A 24807-nucleotide genomic window follows, 5' to 3' on the forward strand; every position below is an offset into this window, starting at 1 on the left:
GCCCGCATGGCTGGTGCGGCGGCCTGGGGGCGAGGCTGGGAAACGGCAGGTGTCGTCTGGCATGGCGCGCAATCCCTCGTTCACTGGTCGCCGCGGCTCGCCACGAGCCGGACATGCGCGCCGGCCATCAGGCCGTCGCCCGGGTTGGCCACGACCTGTTCGCCACCCTGCAGCCCGCTGGCGATCTCGACATGCGAGCCGAAGTCGCGCCCGAGCGTGACGGGGCGCAGCTCGATCGTGCCGGCCGCACCGACCACCGCCACGCGCGGGCCCTGCGCGCGGAACAGCAGGGTGCTGGCGGGCAGGTCCCAGCCCGCCTGGGCGACCGGCGCGCTCAGATGCGCTTCGGCGTAGGCGCCGGGCAGGATGCGCCCGCCGGCGCTGGCGGCCTCCAGCTCGACACGCAGGCTGCGGGTGCCGGCATCGATGGCCCCGGCGCTGCGCGTCACCGTGGCCGCGAAGCGCTGGCCGGGGTACTGCGGCAGCGACAGCCAGGCCGGCATGCCGGGCGTGACCAGCACGCTGTCGTCCTGCGGCACCTGGATATAGATGCGCAGCTTGTCGCCGGCCGACAGGTGGAACAGCTCCTTGCCGGGGCCACCGTTGCCGCCGGCGTCGACCAGGGCGCCGGTGTCGACGTTGCGCGCTGTCACCACGCCGTCGAAGGGCGCGACGATCCGGGTGTAGGCGGCCTGCTGCGCCAGGCGCGCGACATTGGAGCGGGCCGAGGCCAGCGCGGCCGCCTTGGCCTGCATGTCGGCGCTCTTCTGGTCGGCCTCCTGCTGCGCCACCGAGCGCGAGCGCAGCAGGTCCTGCCAGCGTTCGGCGGTGCGCCGGGCCAGGTCGTAGTTGGCGGCCGCGACGGCTTCCTCGGCGCGCGCCTGGCGCAGCTGGTCGCTGATCTCGGGGGCGTCGATCTCGGCCAGCAGCTGGCCCTGGCGCACCGGCGTGCCGATATCGGCAACCCAGCGGCGCAGGTAGCCGCTGACGCGCGCATAGACCGGCGCGTCCTGGTAGGCACGGACATCGGCCGGCAGCACCAGTTCGGTCTGTGCGCTGGCGCGCCGCGGCCGCACCGTGGCCACGGCGGGCAGGCTGCCGTCGGCGCTGCTGTGCGCCAGCGCGGCGCGTGCCTGCAGGCGTGGATAGATGCCGGCCGCCAGCATGGCCGCGACCGCGGCCAGGGCCAGGCAGGCAGCCTGCCCGCGGCGTGGGCGGCGCGTGCCGGTGGCGGCCGGCGTGGCCGCCGGTGCGGCGGGCAGGGCAGGAGGCGTGGGAGGGTTGGGCGGAAGTCGGGTCATGCCTGGCCTCGGGAAGTCGGGGTCGGAGTCGGGGGGAGGTCGGGGAGCGTCGCGGCGGCCGGGCGGCGCCGCGCCAGCCAGCGGTGCAGCAGGGCGAACAGCGCGGGCACCAGCACCAGCGTGCTGACCGTGCCGGCCGCGAGGCCGCCGACCACGGCGCGGCCGAGCGGCGCGTTCTGGGCGCCGGCGGCACCGGCGCCGAGCGCCATCGGCAACATGCCGATCAGCATGGCCAGGGCGGTCATCAGGACCGGGCGGAAGCGGCCGGCGCCGGCCTGCAGCGCGGCCTCGGCGGGCGCCACGCCAGCGGCCAGGCGCTCGCGCGCCAGGCTGACCACCAGGATGCTGTTGGCGGTGGCGATGCCGATGCACATGATGGCGCCGGTCAAGGCCGGCACGCTGATGGTGGTGTGGGTGGCGAACAGCATCCAGGCCATGCCGGCCAGTGCGCCGGGCAGCCCGCCGAGGATGACCAGGGGGTCGAGCCAGGACTGGAAGTTGACCACCATCAGCAGGTAGACCAGCACCACGGCGATGGCCATGCCGGCCGCCAGTCCGGCAAAGGAAGACTGCATGGTCTGCACCTGGCCGCGCACCACCAGCTCGGAGCCGGGCGGCAGCTCGCGCCGCGCCTCGTTGACCAGGCGGCCGATGTCGTCCGCTACCGCGCCCAGATCGCGCCCGCGCACCGAGCCGAAGATATCGATGACCGGCTGCACGTTGTAGTGCGACACCACGCCCTGCTGGCTGCCGCGCACCACGCTGCCGAAGGTACCCAGCAGCGCGCCGGCGCCCGGCGCGGCGCTGCTGCCGGTCAGGCCGGGGAGGCCGGCGCCGAGCGGGATATTGTCCAGCGCCTGCAGCGAACCCATGGCGTACTGCGGCACCGACACCATCAGCGGATAGCTGACGCCGTTGCGGGGATTGAGCCAGAAGTTGGGCGTGGTCTGGCTGCTGCCGGACAGCGAGATCAGCAGGTTCTGCGCGACTTCGCGCTGCGACAGGCCGGCCTGCAGCGCGCGCGTGCGGTCGACCTGCACGGTCAGGGCGGGCTGGTCGTCGGGCTGCTGCAGGTGTACGTCGACCAGGCCGGGCACGCCGCGCAGGCGGGCGGCGAGCTTGCCGGCCAGCGCCCGGTTGGCCTCCAGCTTGTCGCCCACGACCTGGATGTCGATCGGGGCCGGCAGGCCGAAGTTGAGGATCTGGCTGATGATGTCCGCCGGCAGGAAAGAGAAGCTGATGCCGGGGAAGGCGGCCGGCAGCAGCGCGGCGAGGCGCGCGCTTTCGTGCGCGGCGGAGGCGCCGGGCTTGAGCGAGACCAGGATCTCGGCGTCGGCGCTGCCGATCGGCAGCGCCGAGTCGTAGGTCAGGTTGATGCCGCTGACCGGCAGGCCGATGTTGTCGAGGATGCCGGCCACCTGCGCGGGGCCGATGGCGGCGCGGATGCGGCCTTCGACGGCGTCGGCCAGGCGCGCCGTTTCCTCGATGCGGGTGCCGGTGCGGGCGCGCATGTGCAGGCGGATCTCGCTGCCGTCCACGGCGGGGAAGAAGTCGCGGCCGAGCCAGGGCAGCAGCGCCAGCGAGGCCAGGCAGGCGGCCAGGCACAGCGCGGCCAGGCGGCGCGGCCGCCGCAGCGCGTGGCCGAGCCAGACGGCATAGGCGTCGCGCAGCGCGCAGAAGGCCGCCTCGAAGCGCGCCTGCAGCGCGGCGCAGCGGCGCTGCCAGGCGCGTCCCGGCGCGCTGCCCTCGGCCCGCAGCAGGTAGTGCGCCAGCGTCGGCACCAGCGTGCGCGAGAAGAAATAGGAGGCCACCATGGCGAACACCACCGCTTCGGCCATCGGCACGAACAGGTAGCGCGCCACCCCGCTCAGCAGGAACATCGGCAGGAACACGATGCAGATGGCCAGCGTGGAGACCAGGGTGGGCAGGGCGATCTGCGCGGACCCTTCCAGGATGGCCGCCTCCAGCGGCTTGCCCAGCTCGCGATGGTGGGTGATGTTCTCGATCGCCACGGTGGCGTCGTCGACCAGCACGCCGACCGCCAGCGCCAGCCCGCCCAGGGTCATGATGTTGAGCGTCTGCCCGAGCGCCGACAGCGCCATCAGCGAGGCCAGCACGGACAGCGGGATCGATACCGCGATGATCAGCGTGGCGCGCCAGCTGCCGAGGAAGAGCAGGATCATGCAGGCGGTCAGGCAGGCCGCCACCAGGGCCTCGTGCAGCACGCCGTGCACCGCCGCGGTGACGAACACGGACTGGTCGGAAACCGGCTGCACGCGCAGCGCGGCCGGCAGCCCGGCGGTGATGCGCGGCAGCATGGCCTTGACCTGCGCGACGATGGACAGGGTCGAGGCATTGCCGCTCTTCTCGATCTCGAGCAGGGCGGCGCGCTTGCCGTCGCGCCGTACCACGTTGGCCTGGGGCGCGTAGCCGTCGCGCACCTGGGCCACGTCGCGCACGTAGACCACGCCGCCGGGACCGCTGCGGACCGGCAGGTCGTTGAGCGCGGCCACGGTGCCGGGGCTGCCGTTCAGGTCCACGCGGTATTCGAGCGCGCCGATCTTGGCGGTGCCCCCGGGCAGCACCAGGTTCTGGGCGTTGATGGCATTGACCACGTCGAGCGGCGACAAGCCGCGCGCCTGCAGCGCGCGCGTGTCGAGGTCCACCATCACCTGGCGTACCTTGCCGCCGTAGGGCAGCGGCACGGCGGCGCCCTGCACGGTGGCGAGCCGGGTGCGGATGAAGTTGTTGCCGAGGTCGTAGAGCTGCTGCTCCGGCAGGCTGTCGCTGGACAGCGCCAGGCGCAGGATCGGCACCGTCGACGCGCTGTAGCTGAGGATCAGCGGCGGCGTGGTGCCCGGCGGCATGTTGCGCAGCATCGACTGGGCGCCGGACGAGGTCTCGGCGATGGCGCGGTTGATGTCGGCGCCGGGATGGAAGAAGATCTTGATCACCGCGACCCCGGCCAGCGATTGCGACTCGATGTGCTCGATATCGTCGACGCTGTTGGTCAGCGAGCGCTCGTAGCCGGTCACGATGCGGTGCGCCATGTCCTCGGCCGACAGGCCGTTGTAGGTCCAGACGACGCTGACCACCGGGATGTCGATGGCGGGAAAGATGTCGGTGGGCGTGCGCATCAGCACCAGCGGGCCGGCCAGCAGCAGGCACAGCGCCAGCACGACGAAGGTGTAGGGGCGGCTCAGCGCGAGCCTGACGATCCACATGGACGGGTTCTCCGGCTGGCGGCGGGCCGGGCGCGGCGGGCGCCGCGCGCCATCCGTGCCCCGGCCCGACCGCGGGCATTGGTTCGGAGCCGATTCTAGGAAGGGGTGGGGGCCGGAAAGCCTGACGATCGCATTACAGAATTGTCATTTCCGCCCCCGGCGGGCGCCGCTATCATCGGCGCAGGCGGTGCACGGTGCACCGCCCGCGCGGTGCGCGCGACATGAGGCAGTGACGAGGCAAGCCATGAAGATCCTGGTGGTGGAGGACGAACCCAAGACGGGGGAATACCTGCGCAAGGGACTTAGCGAGTCGTCCTTCGTGGTCGACCTGGCGGTGACCGGCCGGGATGGCCTGCACCAGGCGCTGGAAGGCGACTACGACCTGGTCATCCTCGACGTGATGCTGCCCGGCCTGAGCGGCTGGGAGGTGCTCAAGGGCCTGCGCGAGCGCAAGGACACCCCGGTGCTGTTCCTGACCGCGCGCGACGAGGTGGAGGACCGCGTGCGCGGGCTGGAACTCGGCGGCGACGACTACCTGGCCAAGCCCTTCGCCTTCGTCGAGCTGCTGGCGCGGGTGCGCACGCTGCTGCGGCGCGGGCCGGTGCGCGAGGCCGAGCGCATCGAGATCGAGGACCTCGAGATCGACCTGATCCGCCACCGCGTGACACGCGCCGGCCGGCGCATCGACCTGACGCCGCGCGAGTTCTCGCTGCTGCATTTCCTCGCCCGCCGCCAGACCGAGGTGCTGAGCCGCACCCAGATCGCCTCCCATGTGTGGGACATGAACTTCGACAGCGACACCAATGTGGTCGACGTGGCGGTGCGCCGGCTGCGCGCCAAGATGGACGACGATTTCCAGCCCAAGCTGATCCACACCGTGCGCGGCATGGGCTACGTGCTGGAGAGCCGGCGGCACTGATGCGCAGCCTGTCCCTGACCACCCGCCTGGCGCTGGCCTTCGGCCTCGTCGCCGCCCTGGTGTTCGGCGGCGCCGGCACCTACCTGTACCGCGCGCTGGCGACCCAGGTGATCGAGCGCGACGATGCCGAGCTGCTGCGCAAGGCCGAGCGGGTGCGCCGCGAGGTCGCGGCGCAGGACGGCATCGACTGGCAGGAACTGCGGGGCGTGGTGTCCGGTAACGACGAGTTCGGGCTGCTGGTGCGCGATGCCGCCAGCACCACGCTGCTGCGCGCCGACGCGGCTGGCAGCGGCTCGGGCGACGGCGCATTGCCCGCCGTGCCGCCGCTGGCGGCCGACGCCATGCTCGGGGCGGCCGCCATCCGGGGCTGGACCGACGCGCGCGGCTACCCGGTGCGCGGCGTGCGCGCGCTGGCGCGCGACGGCCACGGCCGCATGCTGGACTATTTCCTCTACCAGACCGGTGCGGCGCGCGCCCAGCTCATGCGGGCCTACCGCGCCCGGCTGCTGCTGACCGGGCTGGTCGGCTCGCTGGCGGTGGCCGCGCTGGGCTACCTGGCCCTGCGCGCGGCCATGGCGCCGCTGCGCCGCATCGCGGCCGGCGCCTCCGACGTCACCGTGCGCCACCTCGCGCTGCCGCTGGATCCCGCCCGGCTGCCGCCCGAGCTGCGCGAACTGGCCGCTGCGCTGCAGCAGATGATGGACCGCCTGCGCGACGGCTTCGAACGCCTCAGCCAGTTCTCCGCCGACCTGGCCCACGACTTCCGCACACCGATCGGCAACCTGCTCGGGCAGAGCCAGGTGGCGCTGGCCAGCGAGCGCAGCGTGGAGGAATACCAGGCGCTGCTGGCCTCGAACATCGAAGAGTACGAGCGGCTCGCGCGCATGATCGAGAACATGCTGTTCCTGGCCCGCGCCGAGAACGCGCGCGTGGCGCTCAAGCCGGCCGTGCTGGACCTGGAGCGGGAACTGGCGGGCCTGGGCGACTACTTCGAGGGCCTCGCCGAGGCCGCCGGCGTGGCGCTGGCGGTCGACGGCCGGGGCCAGGTGCTGGCCGATGCGCTGCTGCTGCGCCGCGCGGTCGGCAACCTGCTGGCCAACGCGATCCGCTTCACGCCCGCCGGCGGCACCGTCACGCTGCGCGGGTACGCGGAGCGGCAGGGCAGCGCCATCTCGGTGGCCAACCCGGGCCCGGGCATCGCTTCCGAGCACCTGCCGCGCCTGTTCGACCGCTTCTTCCGCGCGGATCCGGCGCGCGCCAATTCCGGCGAGTCCTCGGGGGTGGGGCTGGCCATCGTCAAGTCCATCATGGACCTGCACGGCGGCAGCGTGGAGGCGGTCTCGCCGCCCGGCGGCATGACGGTGTTCACGCTGCACTTCCCGGCACAAGGGGAGCAGGGGTCCGCATCGCCGGGCAGTTGAAGCGGGGCACCGGACGCGGCGTGTTCCAGCCTGGCGTGGCCAAGGCCCGCTGCAGGAAGGCGGCCAGCGCGGCCGCCGCTGCGCCCATGCCAGCGGCCGGACGCGGCACGCCGAGCGGCTCGGTCGGCCTCGCCCAGATCGACTTCGCGCAGATCGACTTCGCGCAGGTCACCGCTGTCGGGCAGGTGGCCAGCCAGGCCGGCCCAGGCCGGCCAGCAGGAAGGTGACCGGTTCGCGCCGCAGCAGCAGCGAACCCGTCAGGTTGGCCGAGCGCCCGCCTGGCGCCGCGCGTAGGCCTGCAGGCCGCTGTAGGCCACGCGCAGCAGCGGCGCGTCGACACCGAGGCGCGCGCCGGTGGCGATCATGTCGCCGACGATGGCGTCGGCCTCGATGCGGCGCGCCTGGGTGGCGATATCGCGCATCATCGAGGCCGCCCAGCCCGAGCCCGGTGCCAGCAACTGCGCGCGCATGGCGGCCAGCGCCTCGGGACGCGGCACATGACCGGCGGCGCTGGCGATGGCCACGCATTCGTCGAGCAGGCGGCCTGCCGCCTCGGCGCCATGGTCGGTGCCCATGATCTCGCCGATGGTGGCGCGCAGCAGGGTGGTCACCGCCGCGCCGGCGCAGATCATCACCCATTTCTCCCAAATATCCTGGTCGATCTGCGCGGACAGCAGGCGTGTGCCGGGCGCTTGCGCGGCCAGTGCGTGGAAGCTGGCCGCGGCGGCAGCCTGGGCGTCCGCGCGGGCCCCGACCAGCAGCCGGTCGCCGGGGCTCAGGTGGCGGATGGTGCCGTCGGCGGCGAGCGTGGTGGCGATGTAGGCGACGCCGCCCAGCACGCGCGCCTTGCCGAAGGCCGCGTCGAGGCGCGGGTAGACGGCGCCGCCGTTCAGCAGCGGCAGTACCACCGTGGCCGGGCCGAGTGCCGGGGCGATGGTGGCGATGGCATCGTCGAGATCGAAAGCCTTGCAGGTCAGCAGGACCAGGTCGAAGGCATGCCCGGATTGCGCTACCTGCCCGGCCGGTACGGTCTGCACCGGGCGCGCGATGTTGCCGAGCGGGCTGTGCACGGCCAGGCCGTCGCGGGCGAGCTGGGCGGCGCGGCCGGGGCGCACGGCGAAGCGCACGTCGGCGCCGGCCGCCAGCAGGCGCGCGCCGTAGTAGCCGCCCAGTGCGCCGGCGCCGAGGACGAGGATTCTCATGGTGGATGTCTCCGTAGAGGCTGCGGTCGGGATCGGATCAGGCCAGGGCCCGGCGCCGCGTGGCCCGGGCCGGGGCGCGCGGCCTGTCCCAGCCGCCGCCGGCGATCGACCACAGGATGCAGCTGCCGTAGACCGTCATGGCGAGCGCGCCGAGGGCGAAGTAGACGGGCAGGCCGGCGCCCCAGGCCAGGGCCAGCGAACCGGCGCCGGCGAACAGCAGGAAGCGCAGCACGCCGGCCGCCAGCGGCCATTCGAGGCGGCCCGCGCCCTGGCTGGCGAAGTACAGCGAGAAGCCCATGGCGAAGAAGCCGTAGAACGGCCCGACGATATGCAGGTAGGTCGAGCCGGTCGCCAGCAGCTGTGCATCGGCACCGAACAGGCGCAGCCAGGCCTGCGGCCATAACGATGCGGCCAGCCCGACCAGTTCGGCCAGCACGAAGGCCATGGCGCCGCCGGTGATGGCGATGCGCCGCGCGCGCGCCACCTGGCCGGCGCCGATATTGGCGCCGACCAGGGCGACCATGGGCGCGCCCAGGCCGAAGGCGATCGGGATCAGCAGGTACTCCAGCCGTGCCGCGGTGGCATAGCCGGCGAGGGCGGCGGTGCCGCCGTGGCGCCCGACCTGGGCCGTGGTGACGGCGATCAGCGCATTGGTGAGGATGGGATTGAGGCAGGCCAGCGCGCCGATCGTCAGGATGCTGCGCATCGGCCGCCAGTGGAGCCGGCCGGCGGCGAGGCGCGCGGCGCAGCGCCCCGACAGGCAATACCAGCCGAGCACCGCCGTGCCCGCCGCATAGTAGGCCACCAGGGCCCAGGCGCCGCCCGCGACGCCGAGCCGCGGCAGCGGGCCGAGGCCGAAGATCAGGCACGGCGAGAGCGGGATCAGCAGCGCGGCGCCGCAGCAGATCACCAGGCCCGGCACCGTCATGTTGCCGGTGCCGCGCACCACGCTGGCCAGCGCGTTCATGGCCCACATCAGCGGCAGCCCGGCGAACAGCACGCGGCCATAGGCGCTGGCGGCGTCGAGCGCGGCGCCATGCGCGCCGAGCAGGGCGAACAGCGGACGCGCGCCCAGCCACAGCAGCAGCGAGAACAGCACGCCGATCAGCAGATTGATGGCCAGCGCATGGCGCGCCAGCTGCGCGACCAGGCCGCTGTCGCCGGCGCCGAGCGCGCGCGCCACCGCCGAGGAGATGCCGCCGCCCATGGCGCCCTGCGACATGTTCTGCATCAGCATCAGCACCGGCACCACCACCGCCACGCCGGCCAGCACGTCGGTGCCGAGCCTGGCCAGGAACCAGGTCTCGATCAGCCCGGTCGACGACTGGGCCAGCATCATCAGCATATTGGGCCAGCTCATGCGGGCCAGGGTCGGGGCGATCGGGGCTTCCAGCATGGCGCGCACGCGCGCGTCCGGCGCGCGCGGCGTGGCCGTGCCGCCAGTGCGGTTGGAATGGCTGCTCATGTTCTGTTCTCCCGCGGCGAGGGCGGCCGCGTCGTTGTCATCCGGGGCATGAAGATATTTGCATATGCACGTATGTGCCGATCCAATTTACTTGCATATGCCCGTATTGGTCAAGGTGGATTAGAATGCAGACCATGCCGCCGCGCGATCCGCGCGGCCCATCCGCCACCGGAGCGCCGCATGCGGCGCGCGGGAGGCGGGTCTGGCGCAGGGCGCCATCAGGCATCGACCCCATGCCACCAGTGCCACCAGTGCCACCAGCACATGCCATCCGCAGGGAAGAAGGAAACCGACCATGCCGTCATCGACCATCAAGGACCCGCTGGTCTGCAACGGCGCCGCGCTGCGCAAGGCGACGCGGCGCATCAGCCAGCTCTACGACGCCGCGCTGGCGCCATGTGGCCTGAGCGTGTCGCAGCGCTCCGTGCTGCTGCACATCGCACGCGGCGGCAGTCCCACCATGACCGAACTGGCGCACGCCATGGTGCTGGACCGCTCGGCGCTGGCGCGCAATATCCAGCCGCTGGAGCGCGACGGCTACCTGGTGCAGCGGCGTGACGAAGAAGACGGGCGCAGCCGGCGCGTGGAACTGACCGCGGCCGGCCGCGCCAAGCTGGCCGAGTCGAACCGGTTGTGGCGGGGCGCCCAGGACCGTTTCGAGACTGTCTACGGCAGCGAGCGGGCGGCGGCGCTGCGCGTGGCGCTGGCCGAGATCTACTCGGACGAGTTTGCGCAGGCGTTCGAGCAGGGCACGCCGTTGCCGGCGGGGCGTGGCGCGGAGGCCGCCTAGGCGGCCGCTTCGGTCAGGGGCCGCCGCGGCGGCCCCGGTCGACACCTTGGCGAGGCAAGACCCTGGTTGCGCTTCGCTCGTCGTGTCCTAATCACAAATTCGTGGACTCCGTCAGCCCTGAGTCCGTCCATAAGCCGCGCGATGCGTCGTCACCAATGCGCGCAAGGCTCCAGCCCTGCCGCGCTTTGCTCCTGGCCTCGCACGTCCGTCCATAAGCCGCGCGATGCGTCGTCACCAATGCGCGCAAGGCTCCAGCCTTGCTGCGCTTTGCTCCTGGCCTCGCACGTCTTCGTTTTCCCGACAGACTGAGTTCTTCCCCGAATTCAAGGCGCCGGACCCTGGCCGGGCACCCACCAGCGCTGCAGCCGCCGCGCGGCGCCGTCGAGCGCGAAGCCGAGCGCGCCGATGACCAGGACCGTGGCGAGCAGCTCCGAGTAGGCGAGGCGGTCGCGGGTATCGAGGATGAAGTAGCCCAGGCCGGCGTCGATGCCCAGCATCTCCGCCGGTACGAGGACGATCCACACCACGCCGATGGAGAGGCGCAGCCCTGTCAGCACATGGCTGAGCACGCCCGGCAAGATCACGCGGCACAGCAGTTCGGCGCGCGTGGCGGCCAGGCTGCGTGCCAGCAGCAGCCAGCGCGGATCGAGCTGGCGCACGCCGGCGGCGGTATTGAGCAGGATCGGCCAGACGCCGGCGAAGGCCAGCAGGAACAACACCGAGCGGTCGCCCACGCCGAGCACCATGACCACGATCGGCATCCACGACAGCGGCGAGACCATGCGCAGGAACTGGAAGGCCGGCGACAGCGCCGCATCGACCCGCTGCAACCCGCCTACCAGCAGACCGGCCGGCACGCCGGCCAGAAGGGCGATGGCCAGCGCGGCGAGTACGCGGCGCAGGCTGGCCCAGGCGTGCTGAAAGAAGTCGGGCTGTTGCAGCAGCCCGGCCAGGCTGGACAGGGTGGCGGCGGGGCTGAAGCGTGCCGCCAGCACGCTCGTGCCGTGCGCGCCGGCGGTCGCCCACCACCAGGCCAGGGCCAGGGTGCCCAGCCCGCCCAGGCCCAGGCGCAGCCCGGCGCTGCGTCGCCACAGCGCGGCGGCCGTCATACCGCGATTTCCTCCCGGCGCGCAAAGTCCTCGACCATGCCGAAGGCACCGGGGCCGCCAGCGGCTGCGATCGCCTGGCGCACGAAGCGGTCATCGACCAGTTCGCGCGCGGCCTGGCGCGGGTCCAGGCCCGCCAGGAAGGCGCTGTTGCCCTCGATCAGGGTTCCTTGCAGCCGCCGCACCAGTTCCTCGGTGTAGCTCGGGTAGGGATAGGGCTGGAAGTCGATGCGCTTGTCGTTCCAGCCGGCGTGCCGGATTGCTCCGCTGGCCAGGTAGCGGCCGCGCTCGGCAGGGTCGGGGTCCAGCACCTTGCGCAGCACCGGGAGCGCGTGCGGCGTGTAGCGGTTCGGGCCGTCCTTGGACAGCAGGGCAGCCGCCTCCGCGCGATGGTCCCGCGTCCAGCGCTGTGCCTTGACGATGGCGTTGACCACCTTCTGCGACCAGGCCGGGCGGCCATCGAGGTCGTGCTGGTGCATGAATACGACGCAGCAGGCGTGGTTGCGCCAGACGTCGCCGGTAAAACGCAGGATCTTGCCGATACCCAGGGTCTCCGCGGCGGCATTGAACGGCTCGGCCACGATATAGCCTTCGATCTGCCGCGCGGCCAGTGCCGGCGGCATGTCCGAAGGGGGCATCACCACCAGCTTGACCTCGCCGGGGCCGGCCGCGCCGCCCTTGCGTGCCACCGGTGTCAAGCCTTCCTGCCTGAGCAGCGCCTGCAGTACCACGTTGTGGATGGAGTACCAGAACGGGATGGCGACGGTCTTGCCGCCCAGGTCGCGCAGCGAGGAGACCTGCGGCGCCACCGTCAGGCCGGAGCCGCCCACATGGTTCCAGGCCACCACCTTGGCGGGCACCCCGCTGCCGAAGCGCGCCCATACCGTCATCGGCGAGAGCAGGTGCACCACGTTGACCTGGCCGGCGATGAAGGCTTCCACCAGTTGCGCCCAACTGCGCAGCAGCACCGGCTTCTCGGCGCGGATGCCCTGCTGGTCGAAGTAGCCATTGTGATGAGCCACCAGCAGCGGCGTGGCGTCGGTGATCGGCAGGTAGCCGATGCGCACCGGCGCATCGGGCTCCGTGGCCGCGCGCGCCTGCAGGGATCGCAGCAGCGGCAGGGCGCCGCCGGCGGTGAACAGGGCGGAGAGCTTCAGCCACTCACGCCGCGAGATCGGTACCTGGCACATAGTGTTCCTCAAGCGGTTCGGTAAGGGGGGATGCGCTTGGCGCCCGGCGCGGCGGCATGGCTTGCCGCAGTGCCTTGACCAGCCCCACGCGCAGCTCGCCCAGGGCTTCGACGCTCGCTTCGCGCGGATGGGGCAGGGTCACCGTCCACTCCTGCACGATGCGCGCCGGCGTGCCGCCGAGCAGCACGATGCGGTCGGACAGCAATAGCGCTTCGTCCAGATCGTGCGTGATCAGCAGCACGGCCGGCCGTCGCGGCCCGGCGCCGGCGCCGACGAGTTGTCGTAGCAAGGCCTGCATGTGCGCACGCGTGACCTCGTCGAGCGCACCGAAGGGCTCGTCGAGCAGCAGGACGCGCGGCTGCCGCGCCAGGCAGCGCGCCAAGGCCACGCGTTGCGCCATGCCGCCCGAAAGCTGGGCCGGGAACAGGTGCAGCGCATGGCCAAGGCCCACGGCATCCAGCATCTGCGCGACACGCGCCTGCCGCTCGTGGCGGCTGCTGGGCGGCTGGTGGCGGAAATCGAGGCCGAAGCCGGCGTTCTGCCCGACCGTCAGCCACGGCAGCAGGCAGGGATCCTGGAAGGCCACGGCGACGCCCGGATGCGGTCCGCCGAGGAGCTCGCCATCGAGGCGAACGCTGCCGCGGGTAGCCGGCTGCAAGCCGGCCAGTACCCGCAGCAGGGTGGACTTGCCGGCGCCGCTCGGGCCGATCAGCGAGACGATCTCGCCGGGGCGCAGGGTCAGTCCGACCCCCGCGAACAGCGCCGGCGCGCGGTCCGTGCCGTAGTGCAGGGCCAGGCCCTCGGCCTGCAGCCGCACGGTGCTCATGCGGCCTGGCGCGCGCTGCCGCGCGCGAGTTCCGTCCGCAGCTGGACCAGGCTGGGCGTGACGATGGGCAGGAAGGCGGCCTCGCGCCAACGCCGCGCGAAGCCGCCGTGACGGCCGTGCAGGTAGCCGGCGCCGCCGCGCGCCTGCAGTTCGAGCTGGGCCGCCTGCTGGGCCAGCTCCGCCAGCTGGATGCGCAGCAAGAACAATGCGCGCGGGGCGTCGACGAAGGCGCCGGCATCGACGCCGGCGCTCAAGCGGGCCGCGGCCGCGTCGAGGTCGGCCGCGATCGCCCCGGCCGGCTCGGCCAGCAGCGCTCGGCCGCTATCCTCGCTGCCGCGTACCGACGCCAGGCAGCGCCGCGCCAGGCCGATCGACAGGCCGCATTGCATGCCGAGGAAGGCCGGCCGCACGCGCGGCAAGTAACTGCGCGCGTCTTCGTGCAGCAGGTGTTCCGGGCCGAGCGGGACCTGGCTCAATGCCAGGGCCGCGGTGGCGGTGCCGCGTAGCCCGACCAGGTCGAGGTCGGCGCTGCGCTGCACACCGGCCTGCGTGGCTGGCACGGCGAACACGGCCGGCGCGCCGCCGGCCACGTCGCTTGCCGCCACCGCCACGACGAAACGCTGGGCGAGCAAGTTGGTGGCCCAGGGCAGGCGGCCGTCGAGCTGCCAGCCGTCCGTTCGGCGCCTGGCCTCCACCTGCAGCGCTTCGATGCCGCCAAGGAATTTCATCGCGTTCGACAGGCCGCTGGCACCGGCCGTGGTGCCGGCGAGCAAGCCGGGCAGGTATGCCTCGGCCAGGGCGCGATTGGGGGACTGCAGCAGATATTCGATGAAGACCCGCTGTGCCCACAGCACGAATGCGGCCGCCTGGGAATGCCGGGCCAGTGCGGCCACGGCGCCGATGGCCGAGCTGCAGCTACCGCCGCTGCCTCCGGCGGCGATGGGCACGCCGGCACCGATCAGGCCGGCGGTGGCGAGGCGCGGCAGCAGTGCCGCGGCATCGGTGCTGCCGCAGTCGAGGCCGTCGGCGTGCGCGTCGAGCCAGGCGGCAAGTTCGGGGTCCAGCGTCATCGCTACCTCCATTGGGGGCTCAGGCAGTGGCCGGCGCCCAGCGGTAGGGCTCCAGTTCGGCATTCAGCGGTGATTGGGCGAGGTTGTTGGCAAAGTTGCAGAGCGTGGCCAGGCTCACGCCGAGCACCACGTCGAGTGCCTGGCCGGCCTCGAAGCCAGCGTGGAGGAAGTCCTGGAGAGCGGCGTCGGGCACGGCGCCGCGCGTGGCGATGATGGCCCGCGTGAAGGCCGCCAGGGCCTCGTGGCGCGCTTCGCGCAGCGGTGCCTGTGTGCGCAGCGCCTCGACCTGGTCCGTTTCCAGCCTGGCCTTCTTCAAGGCCACGGCGGTATGTCCGGCCACGCAGAAGGCGCAGCCGTGCACGGCCGCGGCGGTGATCTGCACCACCTCGCGCTCGGCCAGCGTCAGTCCGCTGCGGCCGTTGATCTCGCCCACTGTCAGGTAGGCCTCCAGGGCAGCGGGCGAGTGGGCCAGCGCGGCGATCAGGTTGGGCAGGAAGCCATTGTTGGCGATGGCACGCTCGACGAAGGGGCGGCTGGCCGTTGGCGCGTTGTCGGCGCTCAGCAGAGGGAGTCGGCTCATGGCAGTTGCGGCGGGGGTTGAACGAGCGCCCAGTGTCGCGTGCGCAGGCCAGCGGCACCATGCGCGCGCGTCGCCAATTCCTGCGCGTTCGTCTACATCTGCGTGGCGGCGAGCGAGGCCGTGGTGGAGGCCTGTGCCCGTCGCCGCCAGGCTCCCGGTTGCAGCCCGGTGGCCCGGAGAAACGCCTTGGCGAAGGCGGATTCCGAGCGGTAGCCGACCCGTTCCGCCACCTGGGCGATGGCAGCCCCATCGTCCAGCAAGCGCGTGGCGATTTTCATGCGCAGCAACTGCAGGAAGGTCGCCGGCGGCTCGCCGCAGGCGGCGGCGAAGCGTTTGCAGAAGGTGGCGCGCGACATGTGCACGCGTGCCGCCATGGCCTCGATCGACCAGTCGCGTTCGGGATGGCGGATCAACTCCAGCACCAGCGCCGAAAACTCGGCGCTGCGCAGCATCGGCCACAGGCCGCGGGCCACTTCCTCGCGCGCGGACAGCGCGCGGATCACGTAGAAGAACAGCAGCTCGACCAGGCGCGCCACCAGCGGCGAGGCTTCCGCGCCGCTGTGGCGGGCTTCCTGCTCGATCAACTCGAACAGCGCGCGGATGCCGGGGGCGGCCGGAGCGTCCGCCGGCAGGACCAGATAGTCGGGGAAGGGGGCGAGCAGGGCCTCGGCCATGCCGGCGCGAAAGTCGAAGAACCCGCATGCCAGCCCGGTTCCACCCGCGAGCGGGACGCCCAGCGGCTGCATGACCGCCACCGGCAGGCAGGCCGCCGCGTCGTCGGAAGGGCCCAGGTGGTGGGGGATGTCACGCAGGAAGAAGACGGCGTCGCCGGCACTCAGCCGCAGCGGTGCCTGGCGGCCCGGCACGTGCAACCAGCATTGCCCGTGCAACACCAGGTGGTAGCCGGCGCGAGCGCGGCCGGCCAGCGAAGCGCGCCATTGCCCGCAGTACTGGCCGAGATGGAAGACCGAAGTTTCGAGAGCCAGGCTGCTCAGGACCCAGTGGATGATTCTGTCGACATGCTGCATGACATTGCTTGCGGGAGCACCGCGCCCGGGACGAGGGGCGCTACAGGCTAGCGGATGCCGGCGGTGCCGCGAAGGAAGGAGTTGTCATGTCGATATGCGGCGGGCCCCGGGGCGTATGCCGTGGATGCCGGCAGCGACGCGGCGGTACGGGTGCCTTTGCAGCCGTCAGGAAGCGTTCTGCATGCGTTGTGTGCCGCCGATGGGAGCGCCGCCGTCATCCAGCCAGCCGAGAGGTCGCTCGCATGCCTGTCGTCTGGTGATCGCGAGGGCGGAGCAAAAAGGGCGGGAAAATAATCTCCCGGATTTTCCGTGAGCTGAGAAACGAGCGGCTGGAATTGTAGGCAGGACATTAATACAATGATGTTCGGTTGTGAAGGTATTAATGTATTGCATTGTTTATGGTTTTATGCGGCTGGGGCGCGCTGATCGGCATGTTTTCGGCTGAATAGTGTGGGTATTGATGAATTTTGACCGATATTTGCATGGGCGCTGGCTGCTGGTGCAGACATGGAGGCATGCTTTCACATGAGACATTGGTTCTCTGTAATGTCATCTTTTCGGGTTTGAAACTGAAATACTAAGGAAGTCACGGAAACGTCATTTCTCAAAACTAGACTTCGCCGCCGAACTCAACGCCGTTTGCTGATTTTGGCAAATCTGGCATTTTCAGAAGCGATGTCCTCAAGGAGTGGGAAATGGAGTGGAGCCAAGCACGACAGTCGGCGGTATTGCTGACGTCGATCGCGAGCGCCTGCCTGCTGGCTGCATGCGGCGGCAATGGTGACGGCAGTTCCAGCAGCACCGGCGGTACCACCAGCGCCGCGACGACGTATGGCGGCGTGGTCCTGGCCACCGCCTACGTTCCCGGCAGCACCACGGGCAATCCGACCATCCAGCCCGGCTACTATGCCGGCGCCACCGTTTGCGTGGACGCCAACAGCAACGGCAAGTGCGACAGCGGCGAAGCCTCGGCCAAGACCGACGCCAACGGCCGCTTCAGCCTGCAGAGCAGCGCTTCCGGCCAACTGGTGGCGGATATCCCGACTTCGGCCACCAATACCGCCGCCGGCAAGGCAGTCTCCAGCCACCTGATCCTGCGCGCCTCGGCGGCGCAGGTGGCGGACCAGGGTGCCACCGGCGTCGTCATCAGCCCGATGTCGAGCGAGGTGCAGCGCCTGGTCGAGGCGAACAACACCAGCTATGCCACCGAGAAGGCCAACCTCGCCGCCCGCCTGAGCGGTCCGGCGCTGGGCACGGCATCGGTGACGGTCAGCGGCGCCGATGCGCTGGCCGACGCCAACAAGCTGTCGGGCGCGGCGCAGCAGGCGCTGCTGTTCGAGGACAACCAGCTCGTACAACGCTACACCTACGCGACGACCAAGTTCGACCGCGGCGACATGTACCCCGACAACCTCGCGGTGGCCGGTGGCGACCCCTCGCTGCCCGCCCTGGCCTCGGCCGGCAAGGTGAGCACGGCGACCGCGGTGACGCCGTCGACGGCACAGCAGACCATCACCTTCGCGCAGGCGCAGCAGGCTGCCTTCAACGTCGAGGGCGTGCCGCGCTACGACAATATCTTCGTCATCATGATGGAGAACAAGAGCACGAACACCATCCTCGGCTCCGCTTCCGCGCCCAACATCAACAACCTCCTGAGCAGCGGCAACCAGTTCAGCACCTACTACGCCACCGGCAACCCGAGCGAGCCGAACTACACGGCGCTGGGCGGTGGCGATGACTGGGGCATCACCGACGACGCCTGGTGGGGCTGCGGCGCGGGCGCGCCGGGCAGCGCTACCAGCAACGCGCCGACCGATGCGGCGTTCGCCGGTGGTACCGCATCCGACGGCCAGCCGCTGCCTGCGCTGGCCGCCACGCCGCCGCTCGACTCGAACCACCTGTCGAACTATGGCTCGGTCGGCTGCAGCGTCGGTTCCACGGCGAACCACAACGTCTCGGCCCCGAGCCTGTTCACGCTGCTGTCGCAGGCCGGCATGACCTGGCGCACCTACAGCGAGTCGATGAACCCGGGCCAGGATCCGCGCGCCGACAGCATCGCGGACGCCGCGGTGACGGATACCTACACCGGCGCGGGCGGCCCCGGCACCGCCAACTACGCGGTGCCTAAAGGCCTCTACAAGACCAAGCACCACCCGGGCATGGCCTACCAGAGCACGCGCAACCTGCCGGAGTTCATGGCCAACAACCGCACCGTGGGCGGCTCGCAGTACTCCGCCACGGACTGGGCCAAGTCGACCGCCTACACCATCCCGACCGGCTACAACTACGACCAGCTCGGCACCGACCTGGCCAAGGGCGACGTGGGCAACCTGAACTTCGTCATGCCCGACCAGTGCGATGACATGCACGGCGTGGGCTCGGATGCGTCCTGCTCGGGTACCAACCTGATCCTGCGCGGCGATGCCTACGTGCAGCAGCTGGTCACCAAGATCCAGTCCTCGCCGCTGTGGAAGAACCCGCTGCGCCGCGTGGCGATCGTGGTGATGTTCGACGAAGGCGCCGGCAGCAGCACCTCCTGCTGCGGTTGGAATGCCACCGGCAGCAGCGGCGCCCCCCAGCCGATCCAGCAGGATTCGAGCGGCAAGTGGGCGGCGGTGGCCACCCCGGTGACCAACTACAACAAGGGCAATATCGGCCACGGCAACTCGATCTTCGGCGTGCTGACCAATCAGCCGAACGCGCCCAAGGGTATCGTCGACAGCGACGCGTACAGCCACTTCTCCTTCGTGCGCACGCTGCAGGACATGTTCCAGATCGCCGACCCGCAGACGCCGTCGACCTACCTGGCCCGCGCCAAGTACACCGAATCGTTCATCGCGCAGAACATCCTGGTCCTGCCTGAGTTCGCTGGTAGCGCGGATACGCACTTCGACTCGGTCCGTCCGATGAACCACGCCTACGTGATTCCCAAGACGTACTCGCAGCGCCTGAACCCCGGCGATGTCACCGGCACCTCGCTGGCGACCGCCCAGGTCGGTCCGGACGCCACTCAGGCCAACGCCTGGGCGCTGTCGAAGTAAGCTGCGGCGACAAGAAGCGCTAAGAAGAAAAAAGAAGCGCCAAGAAGCAAGAAGAAGTACGAAGAATGGCCTTGCCTCAGTGGGACTACCCCCCGGGTAGTCCCGCGCCGGAGGCAGGTGCCATGCCGTTACGGCGGGCCGCATTGACCGGCGGCCCGTTATCACGATCGGTCTCGCATTGCATTTCTTCCGGCGTGCCGGCTCCGCGGCATGGAGCGCGTGCGCGGAAGTGCCATCAAGCAGAGGGAAATCCCCATGGAAATGCCACGTGCCGTCAGGCTGGGAGTGCTGGTCCTGCCGCTGTTGCTTGCTGCCTGCGGCGGCGACGGTGGAGATGGCGCCGCCTCCGGCAGCGCTTCCGCCTCCCCGGGGGGCGGATCTTCGTCCTCGCCGGGCGGTGGAACCTCGTCGACGGGCACCCCCTTGAGCCTGGCGGCCCAGGTCGGGCAGAAGGTGTTCTTCGACAAGACCCTGTCGGGCGGCCAGAACATGTCGTGCGCCAGCTGCCACGATCCGGCCTACGCCTACGGCCCGCCCAACAGCCTGGCCGTGCAGCTCGGCTCGGATCCCACCCGGTCCGGCCTGCGCGCCGTGCCGTCGCTGCGCTACAAGGAGGCCACGCCGGCCTATAGCGACAGCGCTTCCAACCCGGACGGCGTCACGCTGAGTGCGCCCGGCGGCGGTTTCATGTGGGACGGCCGCGCCGACTCCCTCGCCAGCCAGGCGGCGCTGCCGCTGCTGAACCCGGTCGAGATGAACAACACTTCCCAGGCCGCCGTGGTCACCGCGGTACAGAAGGGCAGCTATGCCGCGCTGTTCACGCAGGCCTTCGGTGCGTCCGCCTTCAGCGACACCGCGGCCGCCTTCGCCAGCATCGGCCAGGCCCTGCAGGCCTTCCAGATGGAAGAGCCGAGTTTCCACCCGTACAGCAGCAAATTCGACCTCTACCTCGGCAACAAGATCGGCGGCACGCTGACCGCCGCGGAGCTGCGCGGGCTGGCGGTGTTCAACGACACCGGCAACTGCTTCGCCTGCCATTACTCCGGTGCCAATTTCAACGGCACGCGCGGCCTGATGACGGACTTCACCTACCAGGCGCTCGGCGTGCCGCGCAACGACAACTCGATCCCGGGCAATCCGTCGCCGATTCCGAAGAACAGCGACAGCAGCTACTTCGACCTGGGTTTGTGCGGTCCTGAGCGGACCGACCACACGCCCAGCCCGGCGGGCAGCGCGAGCGCCTTCTGCGGCTTGTTCAAGGTGCCCACGCTGCGCAACATCGCCTCGCGCACGGCGTTTTTCCACAATGGCGTGCTGCACTCGCTGCAACAGGTCGTGCATTTCTACAACACGCGCGACACGCATCCGGAGTACTGGTATCCGAGCACGGGCGGCAGCGGCTCGCCGACCGCCAATCCCGGCTATGCCTTGTTCACGCAGACGTTGCCGGGCGCCACGCCGCAGAAGTTCAACGACCTGCCTGCCACCTACCAGGGCAATGTCGACGAGGAGGTGCCGATGGGCACCGGCAAGGGCGGCAGCAATACGCTAGGCAGCGGCACGCAGCCGCGCCTGCCCGGCGATACCCCGGCCATGACCGAACAGGACATCTCGGACCTGATCTGCTTCCTCAACACCCTGAGCGACGGCTACCAGGCGCCCGCGACGCCGCCGACCAGCGGCACCTGCGTCAATTGAGATTGAGCGCGCGCCGCCGACCCATGCCGCTACCGACGATTTCACCCGATTCCGCAATCACGCCTACCATGACCCGACGCTTCCATGCCGCCCGCTACGCCTGCGGCGCCCTGTCCCTGATCGCCGCGGCCCTGCTGGCCGCCTGCCATGACAAGGCGGCAGTCAGCCAGGAGAATTTCACCAAGACCATCAATGACTACCTGGCCAGGCGCGGCAATCTCTGCGTCGGCAAGTTCGACTGGCCGATCTATGTCACGACCGATGACGAGGCCGCGCGTACCCGCGACGCGCAACAGATGCCGGTGCTGGAAAAGCTGGGCCTGGTGGCAGGCAAGAGCGTCACGGTCGAGCGCAAGGGCGAGGACGGTGAAAGGATCACGGCGCAGGCGCGCCAATATGACCTGACCGCCGAAGGGCAGAAATACTATCTGCACGTGCCGGTGGTGATCGCCACGGCCGCCAGGCAGGTCACCCATTCGGCGGACTTCTGCGTGGCCAAGCTGACGCTCGACAAGGTGGTCGGCTGGGAGCCGCCCCAGCAACGCGATGGCGAAACCAAGACCTCGGTGCTGTATACGTACAAGGTCGAGCCCGCGGCATGGACCCAGGACGCCGACGTGCGGCGGGTGTTTCCGATGGTCCAGCGCGTGATCGAAGGCGCTGGCACGATGCAGTTGCGCGCCGGCGTGAGGCTGACCCAGGATGGCTGGGTGGCCGAGGAGTTCTTCCAGCGCTGAGCAGCTGGGAACGGGCCGGCCCTTGCCGCTGGCAGGCCCGGATCCCGGACCGCACGACAAGGGTTGGCGAGCGGCCCGCCGCGCCTGTCAGTCCTGGGCGGCACCGCGCGGCACGAAGCGGCGCGAGCGGATCCACTTGGTGGCCACCCATTTCTCGCCGGCCGTGACCGGCGCAGCGGCGTGCAGCGACAGCGGGTCGCTTTGCCCGAATCGGTTGCCGTATTCGAAATAGAAGGACTGGCCTTGCTGCGGCACGACCGCATAGCCGATCTGGGGGAAGACCGTCTCCCCGCCGCCGGGCACGTCGTTCAGGTACATCAGCAAGGTGCCCACGCGCTGGCCGCTGCGCGCGATCGATTCCCGGTTCGCCTCGTTGCCCGGCTGCAGGTAATCGACATGCGGGGTGGACTCGGCGCCCGCACTGTAGTGCAGCATTTGCAAGCCCTCACCGTTTTCCGCCGGGATGCCGGTCAGCTTGGCGACGCGGTCTTCGAGGGCAGCGATCAGCGGGGTCTCGCGTGGCAGGAAGAACATGCCGTCGCTGCTGCGATGACCGGCCACGATATCGCGGCCGGTCACCGGGTCGACCACGGTCGAGCGGCGCAGGCGCGGGCGGGCCAGGGCAATCAGCGCCTCGCATTCGGCGGTGCTCAACAGGCCCGACATCAGTACGCCCGCCGGGCGCTGCAGCCGTGCCAATACGCGGACCTCGCGCTCGCCCAGGCGAAAGCGGGCGCCTTCCGGCACGCGCAGGGGCTCGAGGCGGTAGGGCGCGTCGTCTGCGTCGATCTCCAGCGTGTCGCCCGGCATCGGGCCGCCATGCGCCAGCGCGGACGCGACGGCGCCGACCATCGCCTGTGCCAGTTCGGGCTTGGCGTTGCGGTTGACCAGTTCCTGGATAAGAGCCTGCGGTTCGACGCCGCGCCTGAGGTTGTGGGCGATCCAGTCCCTGACCTCGGGCGCGAAATTGACGGTGATGGACATCGCGGGCAGCCGGCGAGCGTAGCGGCAGGCCGGGCAAAATACCGATTGTGGCGCTGTCCCGGGTCAGATGTATGACAGGGCGAAGGTGACGCGCCCCGCCATGGGGACGGCTGCGGTCGCGGTGGCTCGGAACGTGGGCAGGGCTCTATCGGCTCTATCTAATAGGCAGGGATCGGGCGTCAGCGATAAGTGATTAATCGGACGCTTCTGATCAGTTTAGGAAAGACCTTGCAAGTTTCGCTGCGAGGTATTAGTATTCGCCCCCTCGCAACACGAAGCGCAGCGGCAAAGCCAGCAGCGACGCGGGTTGCGGGGTTGGCAGGGTGGTGGGTAGTGCTGCAAAGCGCGACTGACCGAAGCGAAAAAGATGCTTCGAGCCTGTTGACGAAACGCAGAAAGTTGTTCATAATCTCGTTTCTCTGCTGCTGACAACGCAGCGGCGCGGTAAGCAAAGCGAATCGCGTGAGTTCTTTAACAAACAAACAGCCGATAAGTGTGGGCGCTTGATGCGGGAAGCGGAAGACCTCGGTCTTCTAGCTTACAAGTTATCAGTGCTCGCACAGTAAACATGTTTGGTTTCGTCTTCGGACGGAGCCAGTCAGTTTTCTGAGAGTGAGCGACCGCTCGAAAGAGCGAGGTTTGCGCAGGCAACTGCGCGGAACCACACAGAGATTGAACTGAAGAGTTTGATCCTGGCTCAGATTGAACGCTGGCGGCATGCCTTACACATGCAAGTCGAACGGCAGCGCGGACTTCGGTCTGGCGGCGAGTGGCGAACGGGTGAGTAATACATCGGAACGTGCCCTGTTGTGGGGGATAACTAGTCGAAAGATTAGCTAATACCGCATACGACCTGAGGGTGAAAGCGGGGGACCGTAAGGCCTCGCGCAATAGGAGCGGCCGATGTCTGATTAGCTAGTTGGTGAGGTAAAGGCTCACCAAGGCGACGATCAGTAGCTGGTCTGAGAGGACGATCAGCCACACTGGGACTGAGACACGGCCCAGACTCCTACGGGAGGCAGCAGTGGGGAATTTTGGACAATGGGGGCAACCCTGATCCAGCAATGCCGCGTGTGTGAAGAAGGCCTTCGGGTTGTAAAGCACTTTTGTCCGGAAAGAAATCCTTTGGGCTAATACCCCGGAGGGATGACGGTACCGGAAGAATAAGCACCGGCTAACTACGTGCCAGCAGCCGCGGTAATACGTAGGGTGCGAGCGTTAATCGGAATTACTGGGCGTAAAGCGTGCGCAGGCGGTTTTGTAAGACAGGCGTGAAATCCCCGGGCTCAACCTGGGAATGGCGCTTGTGACTGCAAGGCTAGAGTGCGTCAGAGGGGGGTAGAATTCCACGTGTAGCAGTGAAATGCGTAGAGATGTGGAGGAATACCGATGGCGAAGGCAGCCCCCTGGGACGTGACTGACGCTCATGCACGAAAGCGTGGGGAGCAAACAGGATTAGATACCCTGGTAGTCCACGCCCTAAACGATGTCAACTAGTTGTTGGGGATTCATTTCTTCAGTAACGAAGCTAACGCGTGAAGTTGACCGCCTGGGGAGTACGGTCGCAAGATTAAAACTCAAAGGAATTGACGGGGACCCGCACAAGCGGTGGATGATGTGGATTAATTCGATGCAACGCGAAAAACCTTACCTACCCTTGACATGCCACTAACGAAGCAGAGATGCATCAGGTGCCCGAAAGGGAAAGTGGACACAGGTGCTGCATGGCTGTCGTCAGCTCGTGTCGTGAGATGTTGGGTTAAGTCCCGCAACGAGCGCAACCCTTGTCTCTAGTTGCTACGAAAGGGCACTCTAGAGAGACTGCCGGTGACAAACCGGAGGAAGGTGGGGATGACGTCAAGTCCTCATGGCCCTTATGGGTAGGGCTTCACACGTCATACAATGGTGCGTACAGAGGGTTGCCAACCCGCGAGGGGGAGCTAATCCCAGAAAACGCATCGTAGTCCGGATCGTAGTCTGCAACTCGACTACGTGAAGCTGGAATCGCTAGTAATCGCGGATCAGCATGCCGCGGTGAATACGTTCCCGGGTCTTGTACACACCGCCCGTCACACCATGGGAGTGGGTTTTGCCAGAAGTAGTTAGCCTAACCGCAAGGAGGGCGATTACCACGGCAGGGTTCATGACTGGGGTGAAGTCGTAACAAGGTAGCCGTACCGGAAGGTGCGGCTGGATCACCTCCTTTCCAGAGCGTGCTTCCCAAG

At 69.4% G+C, this 24807-nt stretch carries 18 protein-coding genes and 1 rRNA gene; 8 read left to right on the forward strand and 11 right to left on the reverse strand.

Annotated features, from left to right (window positions below):
* Positions 1–80: 80 nt before the first annotated feature.
* Together BKK80_RS26900 and BKK80_RS26905 are read right to left on the reverse strand one after the other, a co-directional pair.
* Positions 81–1301, reverse strand: coding sequence for an efflux RND transporter periplasmic adaptor subunit (locus BKK80_RS26900; RefSeq protein ID WP_071020287.1), 1221 nt, complete (start codon positions 1299–1301; stop codon positions 81–83).
* Positions 1298–4525, reverse strand: a complete 3228-nt coding sequence (locus BKK80_RS26905) for an efflux RND transporter permease subunit (protein WP_071072011.1) — start codon at positions 4523–4525, stop codon at positions 1298–1300. The genes BKK80_RS26900 and BKK80_RS26905 overlap by 4 nt, the downstream gene beginning before the upstream one ends.
* Before the next feature lie 244 nt (positions 4526–4769).
* On the opposite strand from BKK80_RS26905, the gene BKK80_RS26910 reads away from it, so the two are divergent.
* Genes BKK80_RS26910 through BKK80_RS26920 form a run of 3 tightly spaced genes read left to right on the forward strand, consistent with a single transcriptional unit; the run spans position 4770 to position 7092 of the window.
* On the forward strand, positions 4770–5444 hold the full coding sequence (locus BKK80_RS26910; RefSeq protein ID WP_071020281.1) for a heavy metal response regulator transcription factor: 675 nt from the start codon (positions 4770–4772) through the stop codon (positions 5442–5444).
* A complete protein-coding gene (locus BKK80_RS26915) occupies positions 5444–6865 on the forward strand; it encodes a heavy metal sensor histidine kinase (RefSeq protein WP_083384529.1) in 1422 nt (473 codons plus the stop codon). The genes BKK80_RS26910 and BKK80_RS26915 overlap by 1 nt, the downstream gene beginning before the upstream one ends.
* A complete protein-coding gene (locus BKK80_RS26920) occupies positions 6862–7092 on the forward strand; it encodes a hypothetical protein (RefSeq protein WP_071072013.1) in 231 nt (76 codons plus the stop codon). The genes BKK80_RS26915 and BKK80_RS26920 overlap by 4 nt, the downstream gene beginning before the upstream one ends.
* Before the next feature lie 30 nt (positions 7093–7122).
* Here BKK80_RS26920 and BKK80_RS26925 read toward each other — a convergent pair whose 3' ends face one another.
* Positions 7123–8067, reverse strand: coding sequence for a 2-dehydropantoate 2-reductase (locus tag BKK80_RS26925; RefSeq protein WP_071072015.1), 945 nt, complete (start codon positions 8065–8067; stop codon positions 7123–7125).
* Positions 8068–8104: 37 nt separating this feature from the next.
* Positions 8105–9463: an MATE family efflux transporter gene (locus tag BKK80_RS26930; protein ID WP_071022590.1), complete on the reverse strand. Its 1359-nt coding sequence runs from the start codon at positions 9461–9463 to the stop codon at positions 8105–8107.
* A 364-nt stretch (positions 9464–9827) separates the two neighbouring features.
* On the opposite strand from BKK80_RS26930, the gene BKK80_RS26935 reads away from it, so the two are divergent.
* Positions 9828–10322, forward strand: a complete 495-nt coding sequence (locus BKK80_RS26935) for a MarR family winged helix-turn-helix transcriptional regulator (RefSeq protein WP_071020272.1) — start codon at positions 9828–9830, stop codon at positions 10320–10322.
* Positions 10323–10645: 323 nt separating this feature from the next.
* Here BKK80_RS26935 and BKK80_RS26940 read toward each other — a convergent pair whose 3' ends face one another.
* From BKK80_RS26940 to BKK80_RS26965, 6 genes are all read right to left on the reverse strand, one after another.
* Positions 10646–11431, reverse strand: a complete 786-nt coding sequence (locus tag BKK80_RS26940) for an ABC transporter permease (RefSeq protein ID WP_084545778.1) — start codon at positions 11429–11431, stop codon at positions 10646–10648.
* Positions 11428–12618, reverse strand: coding sequence for an ABC transporter substrate-binding protein (locus BKK80_RS26945; protein WP_071072018.1), 1191 nt, complete (start codon positions 12616–12618; stop codon positions 11428–11430). The genes BKK80_RS26940 and BKK80_RS26945 overlap by 4 nt, the downstream gene beginning before the upstream one ends.
* A complete protein-coding gene (locus tag BKK80_RS26950; protein WP_071072021.1) occupies positions 12590–13444 on the reverse strand; it encodes an ABC transporter ATP-binding protein in 855 nt (284 codons plus the stop codon). Before BKK80_RS26950 ends, BKK80_RS26945 begins: the two co-directional genes overlap by 29 nt.
* The gene (locus tag BKK80_RS26955; protein ID WP_071072023.1) at positions 13441–14514 is read right to left on the reverse strand and encodes an acyl-CoA dehydrogenase family protein; all 1074 of its coding nucleotides are present in this window, start codon (positions 14512–14514) and stop codon (positions 13441–13443) included. The genes BKK80_RS26950 and BKK80_RS26955 overlap by 4 nt, the downstream gene beginning before the upstream one ends.
* A 19-nt stretch (positions 14515–14533) precedes the next feature.
* Entirely contained in the window at positions 14534–15094 is a 561-nt protein-coding gene (locus tag BKK80_RS26960) for a carboxymuconolactone decarboxylase family protein (RefSeq protein ID WP_071020263.1), read from the reverse strand.
* Between the two features lie 92 nt (positions 15095–15186).
* Positions 15187–16122: an AraC family transcriptional regulator gene (locus BKK80_RS26965; RefSeq protein WP_071039951.1), complete on the reverse strand. Its 936-nt coding sequence runs from the start codon at positions 16120–16122 to the stop codon at positions 15187–15189.
* 695 nt (positions 16123–16817) lie between these two features.
* Between BKK80_RS26965 and BKK80_RS26970 the strand changes: the two genes are divergently transcribed.
* The 3 genes from BKK80_RS26970 to BKK80_RS26980 all read left to right on the forward strand — a co-directional run bounded on the left by BKK80_RS26970 (position 16818) and on the right by BKK80_RS26980 (position 21598).
* Positions 16818–19163, forward strand: a complete 2346-nt coding sequence (locus BKK80_RS26970) for an alkaline phosphatase family protein (RefSeq protein ID WP_071039952.1) — start codon at positions 16818–16820, stop codon at positions 19161–19163.
* Positions 19164–19418: 255 nt separating this feature from the next.
* Positions 19419–20861: a cytochrome-c peroxidase gene (locus BKK80_RS26975; protein WP_236903981.1), complete on the forward strand. Its 1443-nt coding sequence runs from the start codon at positions 19419–19421 to the stop codon at positions 20859–20861.
* 68 nt (positions 20862–20929) lie between these two features.
* Positions 20930–21598: a hypothetical protein gene (locus BKK80_RS26980; protein WP_071072025.1), complete on the forward strand. Its 669-nt coding sequence runs from the start codon at positions 20930–20932 to the stop codon at positions 21596–21598.
* 87 nt (positions 21599–21685) lie between these two features.
* On the opposite strand, the gene BKK80_RS26985 is transcribed toward BKK80_RS26980, so the two are convergent.
* Entirely contained in the window at positions 21686–22582 is an 897-nt protein-coding gene (locus BKK80_RS26985) for a 2OG-Fe(II) oxygenase (protein WP_071072027.1), read from the reverse strand.
* A 674-nt stretch (positions 22583–23256) separates the two neighbouring features.
* On the opposite strand from BKK80_RS26985, the gene BKK80_RS26990 reads away from it, so the two are divergent.
* A 16S ribosomal RNA gene (locus BKK80_RS26990) occupies positions 23257–24788 on the forward strand.
* Positions 24789–24807: the final 19 nt, after the last annotated feature.

This window comes from Cupriavidus malaysiensis, assembly GCF_001854325.1.
Classification (GTDB): Bacteria; Pseudomonadota; Gammaproteobacteria; order Burkholderiales; family Burkholderiaceae; genus Cupriavidus; species Cupriavidus malaysiensis.

What these genes read in the sequence shown, in the direction of transcription:
- BKK80_RS26985 (WP_071072027.1), bottom strand. Translation starts at nt 22,582, where the DNA reads ATGTCCATCACCGTCAATTTCGCGCCCGAGGTCAGGGACTGGATCGCC.
- BKK80_RS26935 (WP_071020272.1), top strand. Translation starts at nt 9,828, where the DNA reads ATGCCGTCATCGACCATCAAGGACCCGCTGGTCTGCAACGGCGCCGCG.
- BKK80_RS26950 (WP_071072021.1), bottom strand. Translation starts at nt 13,444, where the DNA reads ATGAGCACCGTGCGGCTGCAGGCCGAGGGCCTGGCCCTGCACTACGGC.
- BKK80_RS26980 (WP_071072025.1), top strand. Translation starts at nt 20,930, where the DNA reads ATGACCCGACGCTTCCATGCCGCCCGCTACGCCTGCGGCGCCCTGTCC.
- BKK80_RS26960 (WP_071020263.1), bottom strand. Translation starts at nt 15,094, where the DNA reads ATGAGCCGACTCCCTCTGCTGAGCGCCGACAACGCGCCAACGGCCAGC.
- BKK80_RS26910 (WP_071020281.1), top strand. Translation starts at nt 4,770, where the DNA reads ATGAAGATCCTGGTGGTGGAGGACGAACCCAAGACGGGGGAATACCTG.
- BKK80_RS26965 (WP_071039951.1), bottom strand. Translation starts at nt 16,122, where the DNA reads ATGCAGCATGTCGACAGAATCATCCACTGGGTCCTGAGCAGCCTGGCT.
- BKK80_RS26940 (WP_084545778.1), bottom strand. Translation starts at nt 11,431, where the DNA reads ATGACGGCCGCCGCGCTGTGGCGACGCAGCGCCGGGCTGCGCCTGGGC.
- BKK80_RS26915 (WP_083384529.1), top strand. Translation starts at nt 5,444, where the DNA reads ATGCGCAGCCTGTCCCTGACCACCCGCCTGGCGCTGGCCTTCGGCCTC.
- BKK80_RS26955 (WP_071072023.1), bottom strand. Translation starts at nt 14,514, where the DNA reads ATGACGCTGGACCCCGAACTTGCCGCCTGGCTCGACGCGCACGCCGAC.
- BKK80_RS26970 (WP_071039952.1), top strand. Translation starts at nt 16,818, where the DNA reads ATGGAGTGGAGCCAAGCACGACAGTCGGCGGTATTGCTGACGTCGATC.
- BKK80_RS26945 (WP_071072018.1), bottom strand. Translation starts at nt 12,618, where the DNA reads ATGTGCCAGGTACCGATCTCGCGGCGTGAGTGGCTGAAGCTCTCCGCC.
- BKK80_RS26905 (WP_071072011.1), bottom strand. Translation starts at nt 4,525, where the DNA reads ATGTGGATCGTCAGGCTCGCGCTGAGCCGCCCCTACACCTTCGTCGTG.
- BKK80_RS26925 (WP_071072015.1), bottom strand. Translation starts at nt 8,067, where the DNA reads ATGAGAATCCTCGTCCTCGGCGCCGGCGCACTGGGCGGCTACTACGGC.
- BKK80_RS26900 (WP_071020287.1), bottom strand. Translation starts at nt 1,301, where the DNA reads ATGACCCGACTTCCGCCCAACCCTCCCACGCCTCCTGCCCTGCCCGCC.
- BKK80_RS26930 (WP_071022590.1), bottom strand. Translation starts at nt 9,463, where the DNA reads ATGCTGGAAGCCCCGATCGCCCCGACCCTGGCCCGCATGAGCTGGCCC.
- BKK80_RS26975 (WP_236903981.1), top strand. Translation starts at nt 19,419, where the DNA reads ATGGAAATGCCACGTGCCGTCAGGCTGGGAGTGCTGGTCCTGCCGCTG.